The 23,537-nt window shown below is 66.7% G+C and carries 24 protein-coding genes; 17 read left to right on the plus strand and 7 right to left on the minus strand.

The annotated features are described in order from the left end of the window. Positions 1-981, minus strand: coding sequence for a non-homologous end-joining DNA ligase (gene ligD, locus OG716_RS15110; RefSeq protein WP_405138250.1), 981 nt, complete (start codon positions 979-981; stop codon positions 1-3). 235 nt (positions 982-1,216) lie between these two features. Between ligD and OG716_RS15115 the strand changes: the two genes are divergently transcribed. Genes OG716_RS15115 through OG716_RS15130 form a run of 4 tightly spaced genes read left to right on the plus strand, consistent with a single transcriptional unit; the run spans position 1,217 to position 3,408 of the window. Then, positions 1,217-1,441 (plus strand): hypothetical protein, encoded by a 225-nt coding sequence (locus OG716_RS15115; protein ID WP_405138251.1) that lies wholly within the window; start codon positions 1,217-1,219, stop codon positions 1,439-1,441. Then, positions 1,410-1,928, plus strand: coding sequence for a DUF6879 family protein (locus tag OG716_RS15120; protein WP_405138252.1), 519 nt, complete (start codon positions 1,410-1,412; stop codon positions 1,926-1,928). Before OG716_RS15115 ends, OG716_RS15120 begins: the two co-directional genes overlap by 32 nt. 3 nt (positions 1,929-1,931) lie before the next feature. Beyond that, complete coding sequence (locus OG716_RS15125; protein ID WP_405138253.1) at positions 1,932-2,765, plus strand: helix-turn-helix domain-containing protein; 834 nt, start codon at positions 1,932-1,934, stop codon at positions 2,763-2,765. 43 nt (positions 2,766-2,808) lie between these two features. Next, complete coding sequence (locus tag OG716_RS15130; RefSeq protein WP_405138254.1) at positions 2,809-3,408, plus strand: DUF5753 domain-containing protein; 600 nt, start codon at positions 2,809-2,811, stop codon at positions 3,406-3,408. Positions 3,409-3,532: 124 nt separating this feature from the next. Here OG716_RS15130 and OG716_RS15135 read toward each other — a convergent pair whose 3' ends face one another. Continuing rightward, positions 3,533-4,105 (minus strand): TetR/AcrR family transcriptional regulator, encoded by a 573-nt coding sequence (locus tag OG716_RS15135; RefSeq protein ID WP_405138255.1) that lies wholly within the window; start codon positions 4,103-4,105, stop codon positions 3,533-3,535. An 85-nt stretch (positions 4,106-4,190) separates the two neighbouring features. On the opposite strand from OG716_RS15135, the gene OG716_RS15140 reads away from it, so the two are divergent. Next, entirely contained in the window at positions 4,191-5,072 is an 882-nt protein-coding gene (locus tag OG716_RS15140) for an SDR family oxidoreductase (protein WP_405138256.1), read from the plus strand. A gap of 22 nt (positions 5,073-5,094) precedes the next feature. Here the strand turns inward: OG716_RS15140 and OG716_RS15145 are convergent, their stop codons facing one another. Next, positions 5,095-6,330 carry a cytochrome P450 gene (locus tag OG716_RS15145; RefSeq protein WP_405138257.1) on the minus strand — a complete coding sequence of 412 codons (1,236 nt, stop codon included), beginning with the start codon at positions 6,328-6,330 and terminating at the stop codon, positions 5,095-5,097. Positions 6,331-6,613: 283 nt separating this feature from the next. Here OG716_RS15145 and OG716_RS15150 point away from each other — a divergent pair, with 283 nt between their 5' ends. Beyond that, positions 6,614-7,114, plus strand: coding sequence for a hypothetical protein (locus OG716_RS15150; RefSeq protein ID WP_405138258.1), 501 nt, complete (start codon positions 6,614-6,616; stop codon positions 7,112-7,114). An 18-nt stretch (positions 7,115-7,132) separates the two neighbouring features. Here OG716_RS15150 and OG716_RS15155 read toward each other — a convergent pair whose 3' ends face one another. Both OG716_RS15155 and OG716_RS15160 read right to left on the minus strand, forming a co-directional pair. Beyond that, complete coding sequence (locus OG716_RS15155) at positions 7,133-7,747, minus strand: cutinase family protein (RefSeq protein ID WP_405138259.1); 615 nt, start codon at positions 7,745-7,747, stop codon at positions 7,133-7,135. Between the two features lie 215 nt (positions 7,748-7,962). Beyond that, the gene (locus OG716_RS15160) at positions 7,963-9,426 is read right to left on the minus strand and encodes a dihydroorotase (protein WP_405138260.1); all 1,464 of its coding nucleotides are present in this window, start codon (positions 9,424-9,426) and stop codon (positions 7,963-7,965) included. Positions 9,427-9,562: 136 nt separating this feature from the next. Between OG716_RS15160 and OG716_RS15165 the strand changes: the two genes are divergently transcribed. From OG716_RS15165 to OG716_RS15175, 3 genes are read left to right on the plus strand one after another with little or no spacing between them, the layout of a single operon-like run. Further along, a complete protein-coding gene (locus OG716_RS15165; RefSeq protein ID WP_405138261.1) occupies positions 9,563-10,750 on the plus strand; it encodes a CaiB/BaiF CoA transferase family protein in 1,188 nt (395 codons plus the stop codon). Next, positions 10,747-11,565, plus strand: a complete 819-nt coding sequence (locus OG716_RS15170; RefSeq protein WP_405138262.1) for a cyclase family protein — start codon at positions 10,747-10,749, stop codon at positions 11,563-11,565. Before OG716_RS15165 ends, OG716_RS15170 begins: the two co-directional genes overlap by 4 nt. Beyond that, positions 11,562-13,001 (plus strand): MmgE/PrpD family protein, encoded by a 1,440-nt coding sequence (locus tag OG716_RS15175; protein ID WP_405138263.1) that lies wholly within the window; start codon positions 11,562-11,564, stop codon positions 12,999-13,001. The genes OG716_RS15170 and OG716_RS15175 overlap by 4 nt, the downstream gene beginning before the upstream one ends. A gap of 56 nt (positions 13,002-13,057) precedes the next feature. On the opposite strand, the gene OG716_RS15180 is transcribed toward OG716_RS15175, so the two are convergent. Further along, on the minus strand, positions 13,058-13,960 hold the full coding sequence (locus OG716_RS15180) for a hydroxymethylglutaryl-CoA lyase (protein ID WP_405138264.1): 903 nt from the start codon (positions 13,958-13,960) through the stop codon (positions 13,058-13,060). Positions 13,961-14,111: 151 nt separating this feature from the next. Here OG716_RS15180 and OG716_RS15185 point away from each other — a divergent pair, with 151 nt between their 5' ends. The 3 genes from OG716_RS15185 to OG716_RS15195 are packed head-to-tail and all read left to right on the plus strand — an operon-like array spanning position 14,112 to position 16,689. Continuing rightward, complete coding sequence (locus tag OG716_RS15185; protein WP_405138265.1) at positions 14,112-15,326, plus strand: CaiB/BaiF CoA transferase family protein; 1,215 nt, start codon at positions 14,112-14,114, stop codon at positions 15,324-15,326. Between the two features lie 11 nt (positions 15,327-15,337). Then, positions 15,338-15,955 (plus strand): isochorismatase family protein, encoded by a 618-nt coding sequence (locus OG716_RS15190; RefSeq protein ID WP_405138266.1) that lies wholly within the window; start codon positions 15,338-15,340, stop codon positions 15,953-15,955. Between the two features lie 26 nt (positions 15,956-15,981). Beyond that, positions 15,982-16,689, plus strand: a complete 708-nt coding sequence (locus tag OG716_RS15195; RefSeq protein WP_405138267.1) for a hypothetical protein — start codon at positions 15,982-15,984, stop codon at positions 16,687-16,689. Here the strand turns inward: OG716_RS15195 and OG716_RS15200 are convergent. Continuing rightward, positions 16,686-17,471 (minus strand): IclR family transcriptional regulator, encoded by a 786-nt coding sequence (locus OG716_RS15200; protein WP_405138268.1) that lies wholly within the window; start codon positions 17,469-17,471, stop codon positions 16,686-16,688. The genes OG716_RS15195 and OG716_RS15200 overlap by 4 nt on opposite strands. 128 nt (positions 17,472-17,599) lie before the next feature. On the opposite strand from OG716_RS15200, the gene OG716_RS15205 reads away from it, so the two are divergent. The 5 genes from OG716_RS15205 to OG716_RS15225 are packed head-to-tail and all read left to right on the plus strand — an operon-like array spanning position 17,600 to position 23,499. Next, positions 17,600-18,079 (plus strand): flavin reductase family protein, encoded by a 480-nt coding sequence (locus tag OG716_RS15205; RefSeq protein ID WP_405138269.1) that lies wholly within the window; start codon positions 17,600-17,602, stop codon positions 18,077-18,079. Beyond that, positions 18,076-19,545: an acyl-CoA dehydrogenase family protein gene (locus OG716_RS15210; RefSeq protein WP_405138270.1), complete on the plus strand. Its 1,470-nt coding sequence runs from the start codon at positions 18,076-18,078 to the stop codon at positions 19,543-19,545. The genes OG716_RS15205 and OG716_RS15210 overlap by 4 nt, the downstream gene beginning before the upstream one ends. After that, entirely contained in the window at positions 19,542-20,930 is a 1,389-nt protein-coding gene (locus OG716_RS15215) for an aldehyde dehydrogenase family protein (protein ID WP_405138271.1), read from the plus strand. The genes OG716_RS15210 and OG716_RS15215 overlap by 4 nt, the downstream gene beginning before the upstream one ends. Further along, entirely contained in the window at positions 20,927-22,069 is a 1,143-nt protein-coding gene (locus OG716_RS15220) for an FAD-dependent oxidoreductase (protein WP_405138272.1), read from the plus strand. Before OG716_RS15215 ends, OG716_RS15220 begins: the two co-directional genes overlap by 4 nt. Further along, the gene (locus OG716_RS15225; RefSeq protein ID WP_405138273.1) at positions 22,066-23,499 is read left to right on the plus strand and encodes an aldehyde dehydrogenase family protein; all 1,434 of its coding nucleotides are present in this window, start codon (positions 22,066-22,068) and stop codon (positions 23,497-23,499) included. The genes OG716_RS15220 and OG716_RS15225 overlap by 4 nt, the downstream gene beginning before the upstream one ends. The last annotated feature ends 38 nt before the right edge of the window (positions 23,500-23,537 follow it).

The raw sequence follows: 23,537 nt of genomic DNA on the forward strand, positions 1-23,537 counted from the left end.
TCAGTCCTCGTCGAGGTCCGCTACCTCGACCTTGTCGCGGTCGGCCCATTCCAGTAGCGGTTCGAGGTCGTAGACGGCTTCGTCGATGCCGGCGTGCAGGTCGCCGAGTTCGGCGTAGCGGACCGGGACCGTTGCCATGGTGAAATCGCGGGGGTGCAGGTCGGGGAGTTCGTCCCAGCGGATCGGGGTGGACACCGTCGCCTCCGGGACGCCGCGCACCGAATACGCGGCCGCGATGGTGTGATCGCGGGCATTCTGGTTGTAGTCGACGAACAGTTGGCTCGGGTCGCGGTCCTTGCGCCACCAGGCGGTGGTGACGTCTTCCGGGGCGCGGCGCTCGACCTCGCGGGCGAAGGCCAGCGCGGCCCGGCGCACGTCCTGGAACCCGAAGCGGGGTGTGGTGCGCACGTACACGTGTAATCCCTTGCCGCCGGACGTTTTCGGCCAGCCGACCGCACCGAGTTCGTCGAGCACCTCGTGCACCACACCGGCCACCCGCTGCACCCGCGACCACGGGCAGTCCGGCATCGGATCCAGGTCGATGCGCCATTCGTCGGGCATCTCGGTATCGAAGCGGCGGGAATTCCAGGGGTGGAACTCCACGGTCGACATCTGCACCGCCCATACGACATCCGCGAGCTTCTCGACACACAGTTCGTCGGCGGTCCGCCCGTAGCGCGGAAAATACAGCTGCACAGTAGGAATCCAGTCCGGCGCACCGGCAGGCACCCTCTTCTGATGCACCTTGCCACCGGGCAGTCCCTTGGGAAACCGGTGCATCATGCACGGCCGATCCCGCAGCGCATTGACGATCCCGTCCCCCACGCTCAGGTAGTACTGCACCAGATCAAGCTTGGTAGCCCCGGTCTCGGGGAAATACACCCGATCCGGATTGGACACGCGCACCGTCTGCTCGCCCACCGCCAACTCCACGGCCGGCGACGCCGATTTACTGGCCACCCGTCCGACGATAACGGGCATTCCGCCCACGCGCCCGCCACAACACGATCTGCGGCGAGGTTGTCACACAGTCACAGCGACCGACTCGTAAACACTCTCCAACTCGGTCGACTCCACCAACTCATCCACCCGCCGATGCGACTCAGGATGATTCCTTGGCAAGGGCGGTTCGGGTGACGGCGATTGCCCAAAGCTGTACGCGACCGAGACCGGCACTTACGTTGTGGTGGGCTGGAAGACCGGGACGAAGGAGACGGTGGAGATTCCCCATCTACTGCTGGGGTTCGCCGAGCCGGAGACGTTCATCGGTGCCACCATGAGCGACACCGGCCGCGGAACGTTCCTGGTCTCCGGCCGGCCGATCACCGACCGTGAGACGGTGGACAAGATGAGCATGGAACTGTATGAAACCGCCATTGAAGTGCCTAAGGCGGAAAGGACTTTTCACGGTGTTACTCCGGCAACCCAGCCCGTGGCTTGAACAGTTCTGGCAGGCCGAACGGGAGGCGTTCCATCTGGAGGTCAGAGATACCTACTCCGTTCCCAGCGAGTCCGAACCGCTGCGCCGCTTCCTGAACGGTGAACCAGCTTTACCGGAGTATGGCAGGCGACCGTGGACAGAACTTGTGCAGGAAACCGTCGGTCGCGGAGTGCTGGTTTCCCGGGTCCGCGTGGTCACAGTGCCGCACAGCGACTATCAGCTCTGGTTGCTTTCGATCACGGCGGGCAATGTCGCTGCGGGAGAGGACATTCGCTATCTGCCCGGGCATCTTGCCGGGGAAGTTCCAACGGACGACTGGTGGCTGTTCGATGACACAACGGTAGGTTTCAACCTGGTAGACAGCGACGGCGCACCCGCCGGGGCGGCAATAACCACCGACCCTGGCATTGCGGCGTACTGCCGGCGAGTGAAGGAAAAGCTGTGGCAATCAGCGGTCCCGTTCAACAAATACGAAGGTGAACGCTGACCGGTGACCAATTCGCCAGAGCAAGCACGCGAAGCTCTCGGGGAACGCCTCCGGGAGCTTCGCCAGTCTGCCGGGCTGAGCGGTAGCGAGCTAGCCCGCAGGGCCGACTGGCATCAGACCAGGGTGCCCAAGATCGAATACGGCAAGACGAAACCTTCGATCGCCGACATCCAGGTGTGGTGCACCCTCACCGGCGCCGAGAACGAGATACCGAATCTTGTTGCTACGCTGCGGAACATAGATGCCGCGTATCGCGAGTGGCGACGAACGCTCAGCGGTGGAACCAAACAGAAGCAGCACGAGATCCTGCGTCTGATGCAGCAGTCCAAGGTAATTCGCGCTTTTCAGCCCTCCCTGATACCCGGTCTTCTTCAGACGGCTGAATACGCTGCTACGGTCCTGCGCAGGTCGATCAAGTTCCACGGAATACCCGATGATCTCGACGAGGGCGTCGCCAAACGCATTGAGCGCCAGCAGATTCTCTATCGAGGAGATCGCAGGTTCCACATCCTGGTGGGCGAGCAAGCGTTGTACAACAACGTCGGCCGGGACTCAGTCATGATCGGACAGCTCGACAGATTGCTCGCCGCGATGGGCTTACCCCGCGTCACCTTCGGGATCGTGCCGATGCGCACCGAATTGCCCATGCAGCTGACCAACTTTGTCATGTTCGACCAGCGCCGGGTAACCGTCGAATCGATTTCCGCGGAGCTCACCATTACCCAACCTCGAGAGATCAAGCTGTATCACCGAACCTTCGATGTCCTTGTTGGACAGTCAGCGTCCGGAGACGATGCTCGCGCACTGATCCGGGCAGCCCTCGACAAACACCAATAGAGAGTAAGCATCACCACCCAAGCGCACACGCGAGGTAAGACAGATGCGATACAACTCCTGGTACGACACTTGCCCGACTGGGCTCGGTCCCCTTCAGCAATCCATCCTCGCCGAGGAAGCACGCACCCGCCTGATCCGGGATTGGCAGCCGGGCGCGATCATCGGGCTCTTGCAAACGCAGCGATACGCGCGCGCCATACTGCACGCCTGTATCACCGTGCTCGACATTCCAAACGACCTGGACACCGTGGTGGCCGCGCGGATGCGACGTCAGCAGATTCTGGACCGGGACGGCCACGAATTCCGTTTCCTGATCGGGGAATGGGTGCTCTACCGGACGGTCGGTACGCACGCCATCATGGGTGAGCAACTGGCGCACCTGCTCGATGCGATGGGCAACCCGCGCCTGAGCCTGGGCATCGTGCCTATGGACGCCGAGTTCCGAGCACCAGCAGCGCAATTCGTCATTCACGACAATTCCGAGGTGTCGAGCGAAGCGGTCGGCGGTGAGATCATCATCGACGACCCGGAAGGTATCGCGTTGCACGCGAACACCTTCCAGATACTGTCCGGGCAAGCGGTTTTCGACAACGACGCGCGGCAGTTGATCACCAAGGCGCTACAGGCGCACCACACCGGCTGACGCAGCGACGAGAACTCTCACCGCATAGCCCCGGCACCGCACGGCTCGTGTCTGCACCGCGCAGCCCGAACAGAGGGTGCGCGTGATGGACACGGGCTGTGCGGTGTCAGACGAGGCTGCGGGGTCAGGTGAGGGACTTGGTTGCTGCGTGTAGGTCTTCGAGGGCTGCGACGGCGTAGGGGGCGAGGGGGGCGTCGGGGTTGGCTTGAAGCCATTGGGCGTAGCCCTGTTTGAAGGCTAGGACGCCTAGTTCTGCGGCGAGGTGGGCGGTGGGTTCGGGGATGGCGCGGGCGCGGAGGGCGTTGGCCATGGCTTCGGCCAGACCCACGCTTTTGAGGGCGTCGCGGGCTTGGAGTTCGCTGTTGGCGGCTATTGCGGCTTGGAGGCGGGGGGCTAGTTCGCGGTTCATCGGGCCCATGGCGCTGGAGGCGCGTTCGAGGCCGGCGGCGACTGCTTCGAGAGGAGTGGCGCCGGCGGGGGCCTCGGCGATGCCCTCGGTCAGTAATTGGCTCAGGGCCTCTTGGCCGGCGGCGAGGAGTTCGCGTTTGTCGGGGAAGTGGCGGAAGAAGGTGCTCTTGGTTACGCCGGCGCGTTCGGCGATTTGGGCGACGGTGGTGGCGTCGTAGCCCAGCTCGGTGAACAGATCCACTGCGGCCAGGACTAGTCGTTCACGTGCCCCGGGTTCCCATCGCGCCATGGGACCACCATAGATGATGGGACCGTTGTCGCATCACTCTGCTACAGTGATGCGACAACGGTCCCATCACTTTTCAGGGAGAGTCATGCAGGTATTCATCACCGGCGGCAGCGGTTTGATCGGGTCGGCCGTTATCGCCGAGTTGCTCGGCAACGGACACACCGTGCTTGCGCTCGCTCGCTCCGATTCGTCGGCGGCCGCACTCGAAACCGCCGGGGCCGAGACGATTCGGGGCGATCTCGCCGATCCGGCCACGCTTCGCGCCGGTGCCGCACGGGCCGACGGCGTGATCCATCTGGCCTTCGCCAATGACTTCAGCAGTCCCGCCGCGGTCGCGGCGGCGGTCGCCGAGGAGAGTGCCGCGCTGGTAGCCCTGGGCGAGGAACTCATCGGCAGCGACCGGCCGTTCATCACGGCCTCGGGCACTCCGTGGGTGCCGGGTCGCGCGTCCACCGAGGCCGATCCCTCCCCTACCGATGGACCGGTCGGCGGCCGCGGCGTCTCGGTCAATGCCGTGCTGGACCTGGCAGCACGCGGGGTTCGGAGCGCCGCCGTGCGCCTGCCGCGCACGGTGCACAACAACGGCACGGGCGGATTCGCCGGTCTGCTGACCAACATCGCCCGCCGCACCGGGGTGGCCGGCTATCCGGGTGACGGCGCCCAGCGCTGGCCCGCGGTGCACGCACTCGATGCGGCCGTACTCTTCCGGCTGGTGCTGGAGAAGGCGCCGGGCGGAACCGCCTGGCACGCCGTGGCCGACGAAGGCGATGCCGTGCGCGATATGGCCGCGGTCATCGGCCGCAGGCTGGGGATCGCGGTGGAAGCTGTTCCGGAGGAGACGTTCGGACCACTCGGGCCGATCTTCGCCACCGATCAGCCTTCGTCGAGCACCCACACCCGGCAGACCCTCGGCTGGCAGCCCATCCACCCGAGCTTGCTCGAGGATCTGGAGAACATCCAGCCCTGATCGGCTGGTGCCGGCGGGGCACTCATATCCGCTCCGGCAATGGAGCCGAAGGAGTGAAGCGGACCGGGAGGGCTACCAGGGCACGATGGAAAGGCCCTGGGCGCCATGCCAATTCGCCGAGCTGTACCGCCAGGCGAATTTCGGGTAGGGCGTCCAGCAGCTGATCGATGGCCTCCTGCGCGATGAGGTAGGCCAGGGAACTCGCGGGACAGGAGTGCGGCCCCGCTCCCCACGCGAGGTGCGATCGGTTTCCGGCCAGCTGCCCCGCACGGATCGCCGGGTCGGTATTGCAGGCGGCCATGCTGACCACCACCGGCTGGTTCGCGGGCAGCCAGCGGTCCTCCACCAGGACGGGCTGGCGCGGGAAACTGATGCAGAAATTGGCCATGGGCGGGTCGTCGAAGAGCACCTCGTCGAGGGCGTCGCGCGTGGACAGGCTGCCGCCCAGCACAATTCCGCCGAAACGGTCGTCGGCCAGGATGAGCAGCAAAGTGTTGATGATCAGATTCTGTTGCGGCTCGATACCTGCGCCGTAGAGGGTGGCCAGCTGGTGCACCATCTCGGTATCGGTGAGCCGGGCGGGGTGCTCGAGCATGCGAGTGGTGACGTCGTCGCCCGGTTGCGCCCGCTTGTGCACGGCCAGGCGCTGCAGTGCGCCGACAAGGAGCTTGTTACCGGTTTCCGCGCCGACACCCTCGAAGATGGCGCGGAACCCCTCCGCCGCCTGCCCGGCAATATCGGCAGGGCAGCCGAGCAGATGGTTCAGCACCTCGAAAGAGAGCGGAAAAGCGTAGTCGCGCACCAGATCCGCGGAGCCGGACGCACAGAACGCATTGATCAGCGATACGGCGGTCCGCTCCACGACCGATTGCAGCCCGAACTGGTCGATCCCGGCCAACCCGGCGGTATTGGTCTGCCGGTACCGCGCGTGCACATTCCCCGCATTGCGCAGCGCGTTCGGCCGCCACTGCATCATCGGCAATACGGGACAGTCGGCAGGCACCCCTTCCTGCCAGACCCGGGGATCGGCCGGAAAACGTTCCGGATCATTCAAAATGCGTACCGCCGTGCGATATTCGAGCACCAGCGTGGCGGGCACGCCCGGAGCCAGCTCGACAGGTGCCAGCGCCCCGTACTTCTCCCGCATCTCCCGGTACGCCCGATGCGGATCGGCCGCGAATTGCGGGGTGTACATCGGCACACGCGGACCGGAAACATCGATCGGCGCGACGGGGACGACTGGGACCGAACCTGACATCAATGAACTCCACCGCGGTGCACGACACTCACCGCCGCCGATCACCGCACATCCCGGACGCGGAACTTCGGCAGCCTACCCTCGAACCCCCACGGGGGCAGAGTCTTTCGCTGTGCGAACGAATATGCTGCCTCGTCGCTCGATCCGAGGTCAGCAGGGGTGGGCAGCGTGCAATTTATCATGTAAGGCCCCTCGACAGATCTCTTGTCTTTGCGCCGTAAAGTGATAGTTTTTATTCATGGTCGGGGAGACCTGAGATTCATTGCGCATCCGAGGAGATGCCGTGGCCGGAGCCGTAAAAGTCGCCGCCGCAGGAGTTTGCGGAGCAATCATCTGGATTCTCGCGTGCCTGTCCGGTCTGGCCGCCGCGCACGCCGATGACGCACCGGGTCCGGTACTCGTCGGCGACACCGCGTATTTCGCCCTGGGCGCGTGGAATTGCTCGATCGCCGCGAATGGCACGGTGGGATGCGACCTCACAGTCCCGGCTTTGTACATGAACGTGCTCTACGCCGGAATGCAGGTGCCGCTGCCGAATGTTCCTGCCATCGTCATCGATTCGGTCGGCTGGCCGGCGCGCCCCCAGTGGAGCGCCGGCGGCAGTCACACACTGCCGGGCGGAAATCCCGCGCTGTCACGGCTCGCACCCGGGAACTACCACGACCCACAGTATTCGGTCACCTATGCCGGGGCGAACTGTCAAATCACCTTCAACGGAACGGCTGTGTGCACCTCGATGGGGCACGGGTTCAGCCAAAGGGGACCAGTGCCGAATGGCTACTGATCCCCCATGATTCACCGATTACCGGTACCAGACACCGGAATCCCAGTCGCCGTAGTCCCAGACGTTGAAATCGTAGCGATTATGCGCCCCCCCGAAGAGGTACCCCTGCCAACCAGCCGAGGTATCGCAGATCTGATCGTCGTGGTTGCACACCGTCAATACCGGGAAGCCGCCGAACCAATCGTCCACACCGGCCAGCGGATAGCCGATGATGCCGCTCCCGGGAGTCGATGCCAAACCGGCCCAGCCGGGCCCGGCATCGCGCTTGGGATCGGCCAGCAGAATGGCATTGGCATTGCCGGCATCCTGGTGTGCGGTGACCCAGGCGTGCAGGATGCCCGCGCCCTCACTGTGTCCGATCAGTTTGATGTGGTCGTCCGGACATTGGCTGCGATGCAACCAGAAAAGCCGGTCGAGTTCGTTCAACCCCGACATCGGGTCGGCGGAGTTGTACCCGACAGGCTGGTCCACGGTGGGAGCGAACACCGACGAGGTGTTGTCCCCGAGACCGCCGATACCTATGGCCCAATCACCGGTGCAGACATCGGCTTGCGCCTTGGGACTTGTCACGTAGGTGATGGAAAAGAGGATGGCCAACAGTAATGCGGCGAAGAGCGCCGTTGCTCTACGCATAATCGTACTTCTTAACTTATCGTGCCTCCGGGTCGCGCCCGGCTTGGACGGTATGTACCCAGAAATTGCTGGAGCCCATGCGTTCTGGCGAAACAGTTATATCGGCCATGCTTTCGTATGCCGTAATGCGATGTCAGAGGCCATCACGCGGGGAAGCTCGACGACTTGCCGCACGTTGACCCGAGTGCGGACCGTGGCACCCCTACCGTTTTGCGTTATGCGACGCCACGACGCAGATAGCGGCCGGATGGCTCACCTTGAACCTTGCCATTGCGAACGATTCGGCGACCGCGAAGGAAGACGTCCGTCACGCGCGCGGTCATCTCGAAGCCTTCGAAAGGTGTGTATTCCTGGGCTGATTCCGAATCGGCGGCGCGCACCACCCACCGCGCGCCGGGGTCGACGAGGGCGATGTCGGCGTCGTATCCCGGGGACAGTGACCCCTTACCGCCGAGGCCGTAGCGCCGGGCCGGGTTGGCGGAGGTCAGTTCGGCGATCCGCGCCAGCGGAAGACCTCGTTCGAGACCCGCGCCGACCAGCCCCGGTAGCAGGTATTCAGCGCCACCGAAGCCGGATTTCGCGAGAAAGACATCGTCGGCGTCCGCCCCGAACTTCTGCTCGGCCCGGCAGCAGGCGTGATCACTTACCACCCAGTCGATTTCGCCCGCGAGTACATGCCGCCACAGCGCTTCGACGTCGGCGCGTTCGCGGAGCGGCGGGTTCACCTTACCGCCGATGCCGTGCGCGCTGTCCACGTCGGCGAGCAGATGACCGATGGTGACTTCACGGCGGAAGTCGATGTGCGGGAAGGCAACTGCCATGCGCTGCGCGGCATCCACGGCCTTGGCCGAGGACAGGTGCAGCAGGTTGATATTCGGGAACCCGGTCTCATGCGCGAGGTACGAGGCCATGGCGATGGCCAGTCCCTCCGAATGCGGTGGGCGCGAGGCACTGTAGGCGCGCAAGCCGGAGAGCGAGCGGTCGGCTTCGACGAGTTCGGTGTAGGCGGCCATGATTTCGGCGGTCTCGCAGTGCAGCGACAGCGACAGACCGTCGCCGAATCGCTCGCGGGCGCGCTGTAGACCGCGCATGACGAATTCGAAGTGCGCGAGGTCGTAGCGTTCCTCCGGCCCGATCATCAGGAAGTCGGCCTGATCGCTGGAGCGACCGTGCAGACCGTGGCCGCCGTAGAACATGAAGATCTTGAACGACGTGATACCGAATTCCTCGACCAGATAGGGGATTTCGGCGATGTGCTCACGAGTCATGGGAGCCAGGTGCAGGCCGTGGTCCACATAGGAGCGGCCGGCCATCCGCCCGAGCGCCTCGGGGACGAAGTCCCGGTAGGAACCGCCGCGATTCAGGTAGTAGCGCCCGGTGCGCAGATAGCTCAGCGAGGTGGTGACACCGCCCTGCGCACAGGCGCGGCTCTCGGTCTCGGTGTCCTGCCCGAGATCGGCGTAGATGCCCCAGTGCTGGTGCGCATCCACCACTCCGGGGAAGGCCAGCAGCCCGCCCGCATCGATCACCTCGGCCGCGGATTCGGGCGCGATCGCGGCGGCGATGCGGGTGATGACACCGTCCGAGATGGCGATATCCGAGGGCTCGGGCACACCGGCCGAGGTGACGCCGGGGCTCACCACGCGAGCGTTCCGGATCAGTAGATCAGTCTCCGCCACAACCCACTCCAGTTTCCTTCTGCGAAACAGCTTGACTAGCTATGCGATCATCGCAGTACTATTCGCTGGTAGTCAACGCCGTAACACACTTCAATGTTTCGTTGTGGGAAACACTGCGGCGGTAAGGAGTTGCGCAATGGATGGTCCACTCGCCGGAATCCGGGTCCTCGATGCCGCGACACTCTTCGCCGGACCGCTGGCGGCCACGCTGCTGGCGGATTTCGGCGCCGAGGTGATCAAGATCGAGCATCCCGGCGGAGATCCGGTGCGCAGCCACGGCGCGCAGCGGGACGGGGTCGGGCTGTGGTGGAAGATGATCGGGCGCGGTAAGCGGTCGGTGACGTTGTATCTGGGTGCACCGCAGGGCCAGGAGTTGTTCCGCCGCATGGTTGCCGACGCGGATGTGGTGATCGAGAACTTCCGCCCCGGAACATTGGAGCGGTGGGGCCTGGGCTATTCCGCACTGCGCGAGATCAATCCGCGGCTGGTGCTGGCACGGGTCACCGCCTTCGGGCAGGTCGGCCCCTATGCACGGCGGCCGGGTTTCGGCACGCTCGCCGAGGCCATGAGCGGTTTCGCGGCCATGACCGGGGAACCCGAGGGGCCACCCACCCTGCCGCCCTTCGGCCTCGCCGATGGGATTGCCGCCGTGACAACGGCTTTCGCGATAATGACGGCGCTGCGCGCCCGGGACCGCGACGGGCACGGGCAGCAGATCGATCTGGCCATCGTGGAGCCGATACTCACACTGCTCGGCCCCCATATCGTCGCCTACGATCAGCTCGGGCAACTCCCGCCGCGGACCGGCAATCGCTCCTCGAACAACGCACCCCGCAATATCTATCGCACGGCGGACGACGGCTGGGTGGCGGTCTCGACCAGCGCGCAGTCGGTGGCCGAGCGCGTGATGCGCCTGGTGGGGCGACCCGACTTCATCGCGGAGCCCTGGTTCACCACCGGCGCCGGACGTGCCGGGCACGCGGCGGAATTGGATGAGGCCGTCGGTTCCTGGATCTCGGCGCGCAAGACCGCGGAGGTGCTCAGCGCATTCGAGGAGGCCGAGGCCGCCGTCGCACCGGTCTACACCGCCGCCGATATCGTGGAAGATCCGCAGTTCCGCGCACTGGAGTCGATCATCACCCTGCTCGACCCGGAACTCGGCCCGATTCGGATGCAGAACATCCTGTTTCGCCTCTCCGAGACGCCCGGCGAGATTCGGTGGACCGGACCGCCGCTGGGCGCCCATACCGCCGAAGTGCTGTCCCGCTACGGCGTCGATGAGCGGGCGCTGACGGATCTGCGCGCCGCGGGGGTGGTTCGGTGAGCGAGCGTGACGCACTTGTCGCGGCCGTCGCCGCCGGTGTCGACCTCATCGAACTGGGACAGCCGTTCTTCACCGGCATGCCCTGTTCGCCGAATCATCCCGGTTTCCGGATGACACTCGTGCGCAGGCACGGCGACATGATGCGCCCCGACGGCGGCTCGGCCGCCAACGAGATCATTGTGACCGGTGGGCATGTCGGGACGCATATCGATGCGCTCAGCCATGTCAGCCACGACGGGCTGCTGCACGACGGCGTCGATGCGTACGCGGCGCAGCGCGGCGGGGCATTCACCCGGCACGGCGCCGAACAGCTGCCCGGACTGCTGCGGCGTGGCGTACTACTCGACGTGGCGCGCCTGCACGACGCCGAGGTACTCCCCGGCGGCTATGAGATCACCGCCGAAGATCTGATCCGAGCCGCGAAACAGGCGGGGACCGAACCGGAGTCCGGTGACGTGGCACTGATTCGCACGGGTTGGTCCCGGCTGTTCGGCGACCGGGACGCCTACCTCGGAGCAGCATCGGGCGTGCCCGGGGTGGGTGTCGCCGCGGCACGCTGGCTGGCCGCGCGGGGTGTGGTCGCCACCGGTTCCGATACCACAGCGTACGAATGCATTTCACCGGGCGCGGGCCACAGCGTGCTCCCCGTGCACCGGGTGCTGCTCGTCGAATCCGGGATCTACATTCTCGAACACTTGGCACTGGAGGATCTCGCCGCGGCCGGACTCACCGAATTCGTCTTCCTGCTGGCGCCTTTGCGCATTGTCGGCGGTACCGGTTCCCCGGTTCGCCCACTCGCGGCGGTGCGACGATGAACGACCGAACCGTGGTCCAGCAGCTGGCTGAGTTCGCCGAGATCGCCCGGCTGTGCGGCGTGGGCGCGGAATTGCGAGCAGATGCCGCCCGCCGGGTCCTCGACGTCCTCGGCAACAGTCTGGCCGCTCTGAATACCTCGCCTGCCGTCGCGGTACGCGCCCTGGTGGACGAGTGGGGTGGGCGACCACACGCGACCGCTCTCGGTGTACCCGGCCGCCGGCCTGAACCCAGCAGCGCACTGCTCGGCGGAACGCTCGCGCACGCCATGGATTTCGATGACACCCACCTGCCCTCGGTGCTGCATCCGTCGGCGTCGGTGGTGCCCGCCGCGCTGGCGGTCGCCGAATCGCGAGGTGCCGGCGGGGCCGCGCTGCTGGATGCGGTAGCCGTGGGAATCGAGATCACCGTGCGGATCGGCATGGCCGGATACGATGCGGCCCTGGGCAATTCCGTGTTCTTCGAGCGCGGATTGCATGCCACCGCCATCTGCGGCGCGGTCGGCGCGGCGGCAGCGGCAGCCATGCTCTCCGGCCTCGATGCCGCAGGAATCGCGCATGCCATGGCAATCGCCGCCAGCATGGGCTCCGGTCTACTGGAGGCCAATCGCACCGGCGGCACCGTCAAACGCGTGCACTGCGGCTGGGCGGCACACGGTGCGGTGGTCGCGGCGGGCCTGGCACGTACCGGCCTGACCGGTCCCCCGACCGTCCTGGAGGGCAGATTCGGCCTGCTCCAAGCCTTCTGCGGCGACCGCACCGATATCGGCGCCATTCTGGCCGGGCTCGGCGACCACTGGGAACTGCCCGGCGTCTTCTTCAAGCCCTACCCCTGCAACCATTTCACGCACGCGGGCATCGACGCCGCACTGCGCCTGCGCGCCCGAGGCATCGACCCGCACGACATCGAGGATCTCGAACTGGGCGCACCCACTGCGGCGCTGCGCACCATCGGTTTCCCCGCCGCAGCCAAGGCGGTCCCCGAATCCGGCTATCACGCGGCCTTTTCCGGCCCCTACACCGTCGCGGCCGCCCTCCTCGGCGGCGGCGGACTCGGCCTGTTCCACGAGGATTTCACCGATGCCGCGGCCCGCGATCCGGAACGGCTCGCACTGGCGGCAAAGGTTCGCTGCGTCCCGGACCCGCGGTGCGACAGCATCTTCCCGCATCAGTTTCCCGCCGTCCTGACCGCGCGACTGCGCAACGGCCATCGAATCACCGAACGGGTGGAGGTGAATCGCGGTGGTCCCGGCAATCCCCTCTCACCTCAGGAACTCGCGACCAAGTTCCGGCTCAATACCGCATCGGCACTGGCCGCAGAGGTCGCCGATCGCCTCAGTGAAACCACTTTTCGGCTCGCCACGGCACCGAATCTGGAACCGCTGCTGCAACCACTGCGGGATGTCCGTCCCGACAGACCTGCCGACCACACCGGTTGACAACCGCCGGGGTGCCGCGACGCACCCGGCCGCGGCACCCGGGATCTCCCGTCCGGCTACCTGCCTACTCCGGCCGGGAAGGTCCCCGCCCTCCCGAGCAGCGCGGGCACCGGCGCACCGAGCACCCCGCCCAGCCAGGTCGCCGCCTCGATGGCGAGATCGAGCCGGACGCCGCTGCCGATTCCCATGCGATCCAACGCGTACAGGAGATCCTCGGTGGCGATATTGCCGGTCGCGGCGGGCGCGAACGGACAGCCGCCGATGCCGCCGATACTGGCGTCGAGCACCCGGGCTCCGGCTTCCAGGGCGGCGAGGGCATTCGCATACCCGGTATTGCGAGTGTTGTGGAAATGGCAGCGGGGCACCGCATTCGGTGCAATGGAACGAAGTCCCCCCACCAGTCGGCGTACCCGGTCGGGGGTGCCGACGCCGATGGTGTCGGCGAGCGCTATCTCATCCGGGTCGGAGTCGGCGACCCGAGCGATCAGGTCCAGGACAGTCGATTCGGCGACCTCGCCTTCGAAGGGACAACCGAAGGCTGCGGCGATGGTGACCGTGCGCCAGAGACCCGATGCGGCGGCGCGGTCGGCGAGACGCTGCCAGCGGTGAATGCCCTCGGCGGTGGCGCAGCCCTGATTGCGCCGGCTGAAGGTATCGGTCGCCACCACAACCACATTGATCTCGTCCACTCCGGCGGCGAGTGCCCGATCGAGCCCGCGGTCGTTGAAAACCAGTCCCGCATAGCGGATATCGTCCGCCCGCGGCACACCCGCCATGACGGCCTCGGCATCGGCCATCTGCGGAACCAGGGCGGGGTTCACGAAGCTCACCGCTTCGACGCGGCGCAGGCCCGCATCCACCGAGCGCCGGATCAACTCGATCTTGTCGGCAGTCGATATCAGCCGCGATTCATTCTGCAGGCCGTCCCTGGGCGCGACCTCGACGAGCGTGATGTCCACGAATTCTCCTCAGTACCAGGTGATCCGGCGCGCGGCAGATCGCATATCAGCTCGATCTTGCTAGCCGTTTCGCTACGGGATACATTGTATCCATTATTACCGAAGGCGCGCTCGACTACGCCTCCCGGTGCGACAGAACGGAGTTGGCCGAATGCCGGACCTGCACACCCCCGCGCCCGGGCCGCTGGCCGATCTGCGGGTGATCGAGATGGGCCAGCTGCTGGCGGGCCCGTTCTGCGGCCAGCTGCTCGGCGATCTCGGAGCCGAGGTGATCAAACTCGAATCTCCCGGGCGGGGCGATCCCATGCGCGAATGGGGACGTGAGAAGCCGTACGGGCGCTCACTGTGGTGGCCGGTGGTGGCGCGTAATAAGAAATCCGTCACCTGCAATCTGCGCACCCCGGCCGGACAACAACTGGCGCGGGATCTCATCGCCCGGGCCGATATCGTGGTGGAGAACTTCCGTCCCGGCACCCTGGAACGCTGGGGGCTCGACTACGACACCCTGCGCGCCGGCAATCCCGGCCTCATCCTCACCCGCGTCACCGGCTACGGCCAGACCGGACCGTATTCGCCACGCGCCGGTTACGGTTCCATCGGCGAGGCCATGGGCGGCATCCGCTACACCACCGGCGAACCCGGCCATCCGCCCGCGAGAACCGGTATCTCCCTAGGTGATTCGCTCGCAGCGGTCTTCGCGACCATCGGAACGCTTGCGGCGCTGCATCATCGGCGAAACAGCGGGCGCGGGCAGGTCGTCGATGCCGCGATCTACGAGGCGGTGCTGGCCATGATGGAATCGCTGCTGCCGGAGTGGGGCATCACCGACTACCAGCGCGAACGGACCGGACCGGTACTGCCGAACGTCTCACCCAGCAATGTCTACGGAACCGCCGGTGGCGATATGGTTCTCATCGCCGCCAACCAGGACACCGTCTTCACCCGGCTGGCGAAGGCCATGGGACAGCCCGAATTGGCGGATGCGCAGCGGTTCGCCACCCATTCCAGCCGGGGCGAGCATATGGCTGAACTCGACGACATCATCGGCGAGTGGACCACCACGCTGTCCGCCGATGAACTGCTCGCGACCCTGCACGAGGCCGGGGTTCCCGCAGGGCGCATCTTCACCGCACGGGATATGTTCGCCGATCCGCATTTCGCGGCCCGGGAGGCCATCGTGCGGCTCGCACATCCCGAGTTCGGGGAAATCCCGATGCAGAACGTGTTTCCCAAATTCAGCGAGACGCCCGGCTCGGTCCGCCATCCCGGCCCGGAGCTGGGCGAACACAATGCCGACGTATACGGGACCCTGCTGGGACTGGATGCCGGCCGTATCGCCGAGCTGACTCGCTCCGGCGTGCTCTGAGAGGAGTTCCGGTGTCCGATCTGGCCGACGATTATCGCCGTCACGGATTCGCCGCCCGGCTCGGCCCCGGCATCCGTCCGGCCGTGCTGGTGATCGATGTCTGCGCGGCATATCTCACCGACGGTTCGCCGCTGCGCGCTCCGGTGGAGGACGCCGTGCGGGCGACGGCGCGACTGGTCGCGCGCGCCCGCGCCGTCGGCCGCCCCGTCGTCTTCACCCGGGTGAGCTATCGGCCCGGCAGTGCCGACGGTGGCTTGTTTCGGCGAAAGGTACCGGCGCTCAACGCTTTCGAGGAAGGAAATCCACTGGGCGACTTCCTGGCCGATCCCGCGCCGCTACCCGGTGACGTGGTGGTGACCAAGCAGTACGCCAGCGGATTCCACGGCACCTCGCTCGCCGCCACCCTCACGGCACAGCAGATCGACACCGTCCTGGTCACCGGGCTCACCACGAGCGGCTGCGTCCGGGCCACCGCCACCGATGCCCTGCAGCACGGCTTCCGGCCCCTGGTGGTCGCCGATGCCTGCGGCGACCGCGACCCACGGCTGCACGCGGCCAATCTCCTGGACCTCGACGCCAAGTACGCCGATGTGATCGACCTCGACACCGCGCTGACCGTCCTGCACTGATTCATACTCTCCCCGAAGGGATTTCCATGGGACCGCACCACTACGGCTGGTGGATCCTGCTGCACCTGGTGCTGTTCGTATTCTGGCTGGGCGGTGATCTGGGAGTGTTCTACTCGAGCCGTTTTGTCATCGACCCCGCGCGGACACCTCCGGCGCGAGCGACGGCTCTGGCCATTATGAGCGGACTGGATCTGGGACCGAAGATCTGCCTGGTGCTGTTCCTGCCCAGCGGTGTCACCCTGATGGCGATGGATCCACACGGTGCGACACTGTTCGGAATCGCGCTGTTCCCTTGGTGGTTCGTGGCCGCGGTCTGGGTCTTCGCCATCGGGTGGCTGGCACTGGCGATCGCGGCGCACCGCACCCACGGCCGGATCGCGATTGTGCGGCAGGCCGATCTGAGCATTCGAGCCGCGGTGATCGCGGCTATGGCCGCCGCCGGTGGCTACACACTGCTGGCCCACGACCCGTTCGGCGTGACCACGAATCCGCGCTGGCTGGGCGGCAAGATTCTGCTCTACACCGCCGCCGTCGCGGCGGGACTCGGTATCCGAATCACCTTGCGCCCCTTCGGTCCCGCCTTTGTGCGACTACAGACCCAGGGCTCCAGCCCCGATGTGGAGCGGATCCTGCGCCGCAGCGTGAACGGCTGCCTGCCCTACGTGTGGATCATCTGGGGCAGCGTGCTCACCGCCGCGGCGCTCGGTGTCTTCAAACCCGCAGCGAATCTCTAACCGGAGTAACCGAGTTGGGTCGACAGCGCACCGGAGGCCTTGAGCAGCATCGGCACGTACTCCTCCATACGCGGCTCGAAGCGCGACAGCGGACCACATACGCTGATGGCGGCAACCACGCCGCCGTCGTGATCGAGAATGGGCGCGGCCACCGAAGCCGCGCCGATCTGCCGCTCCCCCAGCGACACCGCATAACCGCGCTTGCGCACCGCGTTCAACTCGGTGCGCAGTTTGCGCTGCGAGGTGACGGTGGCGTCGGTGAACGCGGTCAGCTCGTGGCGGCCGAGATACTCCTCGATCTCTTCCCTGCGGAGATACGCGAGGATGACCTTGGACGAGCTGCCGGCATGCAGTGGATACGGTTGTCCCAGCGCCACTTCCATCCGCAGTTCCTGATCCGGCACCACCTGGTCCACATACATCCGTGTGTCGCCGCGGCGAATGGACAGGGTGGCGGTCTCACCGGTGAGCGAGGCCAGGCGCCGTAGCTCCGGTGCCGCCATCACCCGCAGATCGGTCCGCGCCAGATAAGCCCGGCCGAGCGCCATCGCGGCATGCCCGAGCGCGTAGCGGCGGGTGGTGGGTTCCAGGGTGATCAGATCCCGGCTGCGCAGGGCGGTGAGGATCCGGTGCACCGCCGCCTTGGTGATATTGAGTTCATTGGCGATCTCGGTGACTCCGAGATCGGGCCGGCCGCTGCGTCCGAACAGCAGCAGCACGTCCATGGCGCGTTCGACGGCGGCGATCGAACGGCTCTGAGTGTCGGATTCGATATCGGGCACGCCGCCGAGTCTAGGCGGCAGATTTCCCGATGGGAAACACCCTCCCCCTGCTGTTCCCCTTGCGCCCGCCCACATCGCGGCGTTACCTTGTGCGTAACAGCGTTTCCACTACCGAAACGGAGTTCCAGATGGAGCCGCAGTATCTCCGTACGGTGCTGGCGCAGTGGGCAACTGGCGTAGTCGTGGTCACCACCCTCGCCGAGGACGGTGGCCGGCACGGCATGACGGCGAGCTCGTTCACCAGTGTGGCGCTCGAACCCCCACTCGTCTCGGTCTGCGTGGCATCTGCCGGTGCGACCTGCCGAATGATCAGGCGCAGCGGTGTTTTCGCGGTCAATGTGCTGGGCAGTGACCACGAGGAGGTCGGCCGCCGCTTCGCAGGCCCCGGCCTCGACGACCGCTTCACGGCGGGTCGCTGGGACACCGCGACCACCGGCGCGGCCGTACTCGCCGATGCCGTCGCCTGGGTGGATTGCGCTGTCGCCGCCTGCTATCCGGCAGGCGATCACACCATTGTGCTCGGGATGGTCCAGGACGCGGCGACTCCGCGCCCGGCCGCCCCGCTCATCTATCACGACCGGACCTATTACGAGGGGATTGCCCGATGATCGGTGAACGACTCGTCGAAGATATGACCGACGCGGAACGTCAACGCGCCCAACGGGTCGAGGCTGTGCTACCCGCCCTGCGCGCGGCCGCCGCCGAGGCCGATCGGACCGCCACCTTCCCGGTCTCGCATATCGGCCTGCTCCGCGAGGCCGGGCTGCTGGGCCTGGTGGTGCCCGAGCAGTTCGGCGGCCTGGGCGGCACCCTCCGCGATCTCGCCGCCGCCACCTACGCCATGGGCACCGCCTGCCCGTCCACGGCACTTGCCTACTTCTTCCACAACACCAGTGCCTCACGCGGTTTGCTGCCGCTGGAGGCGATCGGGGCCGGGTTGTTCGACGAGGCCGAGATTCCGGTGGTGCGCGCCTTCGCCGAGAAGGTACTCACCCGGATGGCGGACGGGGTGTGGCTGGCGAATTTCGCCTCCGAGTCGGTCAAGACCTCCGGGGCGAACATCACCATCGCCACTACCGCGCACAAGGTGGACGGCGGCTGGATTCTCAATGGGGAGAAGTCTTTCGGCTGCGCCACCGGGGTCGCGGACTACTACCTGACCTCCGCCAAACTCGAGGGTTACAGCACCGCCGAGGGTCTGGCCACCTTCTTCGTGCCGCGCGACGCGCCGGGTGTGACCGTGCGCGCGCCCTGGGACGGCCTCGGAATGCGCGCGACCGCCAATAATGGCATCCGGCTCACCGATGTCTTCGTGGCCGACAGCGAAGCACTCGGCATACCGGGCGCATTCACCAAGATGCTCACCATGAGCCGTGGCAGCTTCGTGGGCAATCAGCTCGCCATCGCCGCCGTCTACACCGGATGCGCCCAGCGTGTATACGACGAAATCCTCACCGCCACAACAACGAAGACGTTCGCCGATACCGGCGCACCCATTGCCTCCGCCCCCGTACACCAGGTGCTGTTCGGTGAGATGACCCGCGATCTGCAGACCGCCTACCTGTGGCTGCGCTACCAGTTGACGGTCGAGACCGCCGAGGTGCCGTTCAAGCCGAAACAGGAGGTCTTCACGCAGTGGCGGCTCGGCAAGGGCGCGGTCACCGAGGCCTGCTTCCGGGTCGCGCTGGGGGCGCTCAAGGCAGGCGGCACCTCGGCGGCCTCGATGGACGGTATTGCCGGACGGGCACTGCGGGATCTGGCCATGGGGCTTGTCATGACGTTCCCCGCCGAGCGCGGAATGCTCGAGGTCGCCCGCATCGTCACCGAGGCCAAGGCCAACGAATTGTTCGCGCCCGCACCCGAGACACCGGCGCCGAGTCTCCCGCCGCAGTTGCCGAATACGAGCGGTGACTCCACGCCGGAACCGAAACCCGCGAGCAACACCTCCGAGATGGAATCCGCGGGTATTGCGGCCGAGACTCGGGCGATGAACGAAACACGGTCGGCAACCGGTGCGCCCGAGACGGCCGGCGCCGCCGCCCAGGACCGCGCCACCAGCGAGGTCGCGCGATGACTCCCGAACTGCCCGCGATCCGCGATCTCGTCGACGGTACGTGGCGCACTCCGGCGGTGGATCTGGGTGTGGCGCTGGAGGATCCGGCCTCCGGCGCCGCGGTCGCACGGGCCGTGGCGACCGCGCCCGACCGCGTGGCCCGCGCGCTCGCGGTCGCCGATCGGGCGGGCGGGCGTATCACCCCGGAGATGCTGGAGTCGATCGCCGACGCACTCGATACCCGGCTGCCTGCCATTACCGAACTCGATGCGTTCGCGACGGGTGTGCCGATCCGGCAGGCCGAGCCGCTGGGTGTCATTGTCTCCGGCGCATTCCGCCTGGCGGCCACGCAGATTCGGACCGGGGCGCTCCGGGACGACCGCGAGGGTGTCGAAGTGCACCGGCTACCGCTGGGTCCGGCACTGTGTCTCGTCCCGTGGAACGCGCCCGCGCCCATGGCCGCGCACAAGGTCGCCAATGCACTGGCGGCCGGGTGCCCGGTCATTCTCAAGGTCAGCGAGCTGACGCCCTACAGTGCGGTGCTGCTGGCCGAGGTGATCGCCGAGCACGTGCCTGCCGGAATGTTCCAGCTCGTGCACGGCGGCGCGGAAACCGGCGCGCGCCTGGTCGCCGATCCTCGGATCAAGGCGGTGTCGTTCACCGGTGGCGTGGTGGGCGGCCGGGCGGTCGCCACCGCCTCCGCGCCGCTGTTCCGGCCCTGTCAGCTGGAATTGGGCGGCAACAACCCGCTCATAGTGCTCCCCGATGCCGATCTCGACACGGCCGCGCGGATGGGTGCGGAATTGCTCACCACGCTGAACGGGCAATGGTGCCGGGCGCTGGGACGGTTGATCCTGCCCTCGGACCGGGCTGCCGAGCTCACCGAGGCGATCGGCAAGCGACTCGAATCGCTGCGCATGGGTTCGCCTTTGGATCCGGACACGGAGTTCGGGCCGCTGGTGCACTCACGCCACGTCCAGGCGCTGCGCAGCGGGATCGCGGGCCGCGAGTGCCGCAGCTTCGGCGTCACTCCCGAGGCCGGAAACTATTTCGCCCCCACGCTGCTCGACGACGATCTGGCCGATGAGGTGTTCGGACCGGTCGCCGGTGTGGCCACCTACGACAGCGTCGAGGACGTGGCGCGGCTCGCCAATGCCGTGCCGTACGGGCTGGAAGCCTATGTGTGCGGTACGGATACCGAGTTCGCGCTCGCCATCGCCCGCCGCATCCGAGCCGGAGAGGTCAAGGTGAACGGCTCGTCGATCATGAGCCTGAACCTCATGACCCCGCGCCCGGCCTGGGGCATCTCCGGTCTCGGCGAGGAAGGCACGGCGGAGACACTGCGTTTCTTCACCGGCACACGGGTTGTCGGTGTCGAGGGGCGTTTCGCCCTGCACACCGCATGACCACCGTCGCGATCGCCGGGGCGGGGCCGGTGGGGCTCACGGCCGCACTGACTCTCGCCCGGCGAGGCGTGGACGTGACGGTGCTGGAGGCGGGCGCCGAGCTGGCCACCGAATCGCGTGCGTCCACTTTTCATCCGCCGACGCTCGAGATGCTCGACGAGCTCGGTGTGGTGGACGCACTGCTGAGCAGAGGGATCGTGGCCGAGACCTTCCAGTACCGCGAACGCGGCGGCGGGGAGATAGCCACGTTGAATATGGCGGTGCTGGCGCCGGATACGGTCTTTCCGTACCGCGTGCAGTGTGAGCAGAACAAGCTCACACCGATCCTGCTGGATGCACTGCCGGGGTCGGCCGAGGTGCGCTTCGATCATCGGGTCGAGGGCGTGCGGAGCCGCGCGAACGGCGTCACCGTGGCCACCTCCGCCGGTGCGGTGCACGCCGATTGGCTGATCGGTGCGGACGGTGCGCATTCGATGGTCCGGCGCGCCACCGGCGCGAGTTTCGAGGGCAATACCTACCCCGAGCGGTTCCTGGTGGCGTCGGTCGAGGAGGACCTCACTGCCGCACTGCCCGGTATCGCGCCCATCAACTACGTCTTCGACCCGGCGGAATGGCTGGTGCTACTGCGCACACCGGACCACTGGCGGGTGCTGCTGCCGACACCCGACGGATCGGCCGACGATCTCGAATTATCCCGCCTACCTGAGCGTTTGACGGGTGTCGCCGATCTCGGACGGCCATGGCGCATTGCCCACGCCTCGCTCTATCGAGTGCATCAGCGGGTGGCGCCGCGGTTCCGCGACGGTCGCGTACTGCTCATGGGCGATGCCGCGCACGTCAACAACCCGCTGGGCGGACTGGGCATGAACAGCGGCATCCACGATGCGGTGCGGATGGCGGGTGCGCTCGCCGACGTCATTGCCGGTGCGCCGCAGGAGATCCTCGATCGCGCGGCCGCACTGCGGCGCACCGTCGCCATCGAACACGTGCAGCGCGCCAGCCACGCCAATTGGTCGCGGCTGCGCGGCCACGACGACGGGTACCGCGACCAGTTGCGCGCTTTGGCCGCCGATCCGGTGGCAACCCGCGCTCATCTGCGACGTGCGTGCCTGATGGATTCGCTGGAGCGGGCATCGTGAGAATCACGCGGGAAAACCCGGCCCGCCCGCGGGAGATCGTCGGGTCGGTGCCGATCACACCACCGGACGCGGTGGATAGCATTGTGCGCGAATCCGATCGCCGATTCCGGGAATGGTCGGCCTGGCCACTGCCGGACCGGCTGGCAAAGCTGTCGGAAGCGGCCGACGGGCTCGATACCGAACGCTCCGAGCTGGCCGTGCTGCTGGCACGCGAGACCGGCAAACCCATTGCCGACTGCCGTGGCGAAATATCCTTCGCCGCAACCTATCTGCGCTGGATCTGCCGGCGCGCGGCTACCGTGTACCGCGATATCCGAATCGACGACACCCAGGGGCGCCTCACCCTCGCGGCTCGCCCGTACGGTGTCGTCACGGCGATCACGCCCTGGAATGCTCCGATCATTCTCTCCCTACTCAAGGTAGGCCCGGCCCTCGCTGCGGGAAACACGGTGATACTCAAGCCGTCTCCCCTCGCTCCGCTCACGGTCACCAGGGTTGCGGAACTCTTCCCGGTGACCACGGTCGTGCACGGCGGCGCTGATCTGGTGCATGCCCTCGTCGCCCATCCCCTGGTCGGTAAGGTCGCCTTCACCGGAGGCGAGGTGGCCGGCCGCAGCATCGCGGCTGCCGCCGGTCAGGCCATCACGCCCGTCGTGCTGGAACTGGGCGGCAATGATCCGGCCGTGTTCCTCGACGACTTCGCCCTGACCCCGGACGATTACGACCGCCTCGTCCTCGCGTCCTTCGCCACGGCCGGTCAGGTATGCATGGCCGCCAAACGACTCTACGTGCCCCACCGCCGTGCGGAAGAGTTCACCGAGGCGTATCTCGAAGCCGCACAGCGCATTCTGACAGTGGGCGACCCGCTGGACGAAGCGGTCACCCTGGGCCCGGTGGTCACCCGGGACGCGGCCGATCGCGTCACCGCACTGATCGCGGATGCCCGAGCCCGTGGCGGCCGCATCCTCCCGCTGGCGGACGTACCCGAATCCTCGGGATACTTCGTCGCCCCGATCCTGGCGCTGGATCTCCCCGACAGTGCGCCGCTGGTGAGTACCGAACAATTCGGGCCCGCGGTCCCGCTTCTGACCTACCGCGATGAATTCGAAGCCCTTTCTCGCGCAAACGATTCCGAATTGGGGCTGGCTGCCTCGGTGTGGTCCGCCGACGAATCCCGGGCTTTCGCCTTCGCCGCCCACATCGAGGCGGGGTTCACCTTCGTCAATACCCACAACCGCACCGGCATGTCGCTGCGTGCGCCCTTCGGCGGCATCAAATCCAGCGGCTACGGCCGCGAATACGCCGAGGAGGGCCTGCGCGAATACTGCCGGACCTCGGTCATCCACTCCCCCGCCGCCTTCCGCCCCGGCGGACCGGGCATGCCCGCCGGCGCCTACCCCACCGCCACTGCCACCGGTGGAGACAACTGACCGGTGTGATCGGCGCTCTCACATGCGCCGCATCATGA

This window comes from Nocardia sp. NBC_01388 (assembly GCF_045040085.1).
Lineage (GTDB): Bacteria > Actinomycetota > Actinomycetes > Mycobacteriales > Mycobacteriaceae > Nocardia.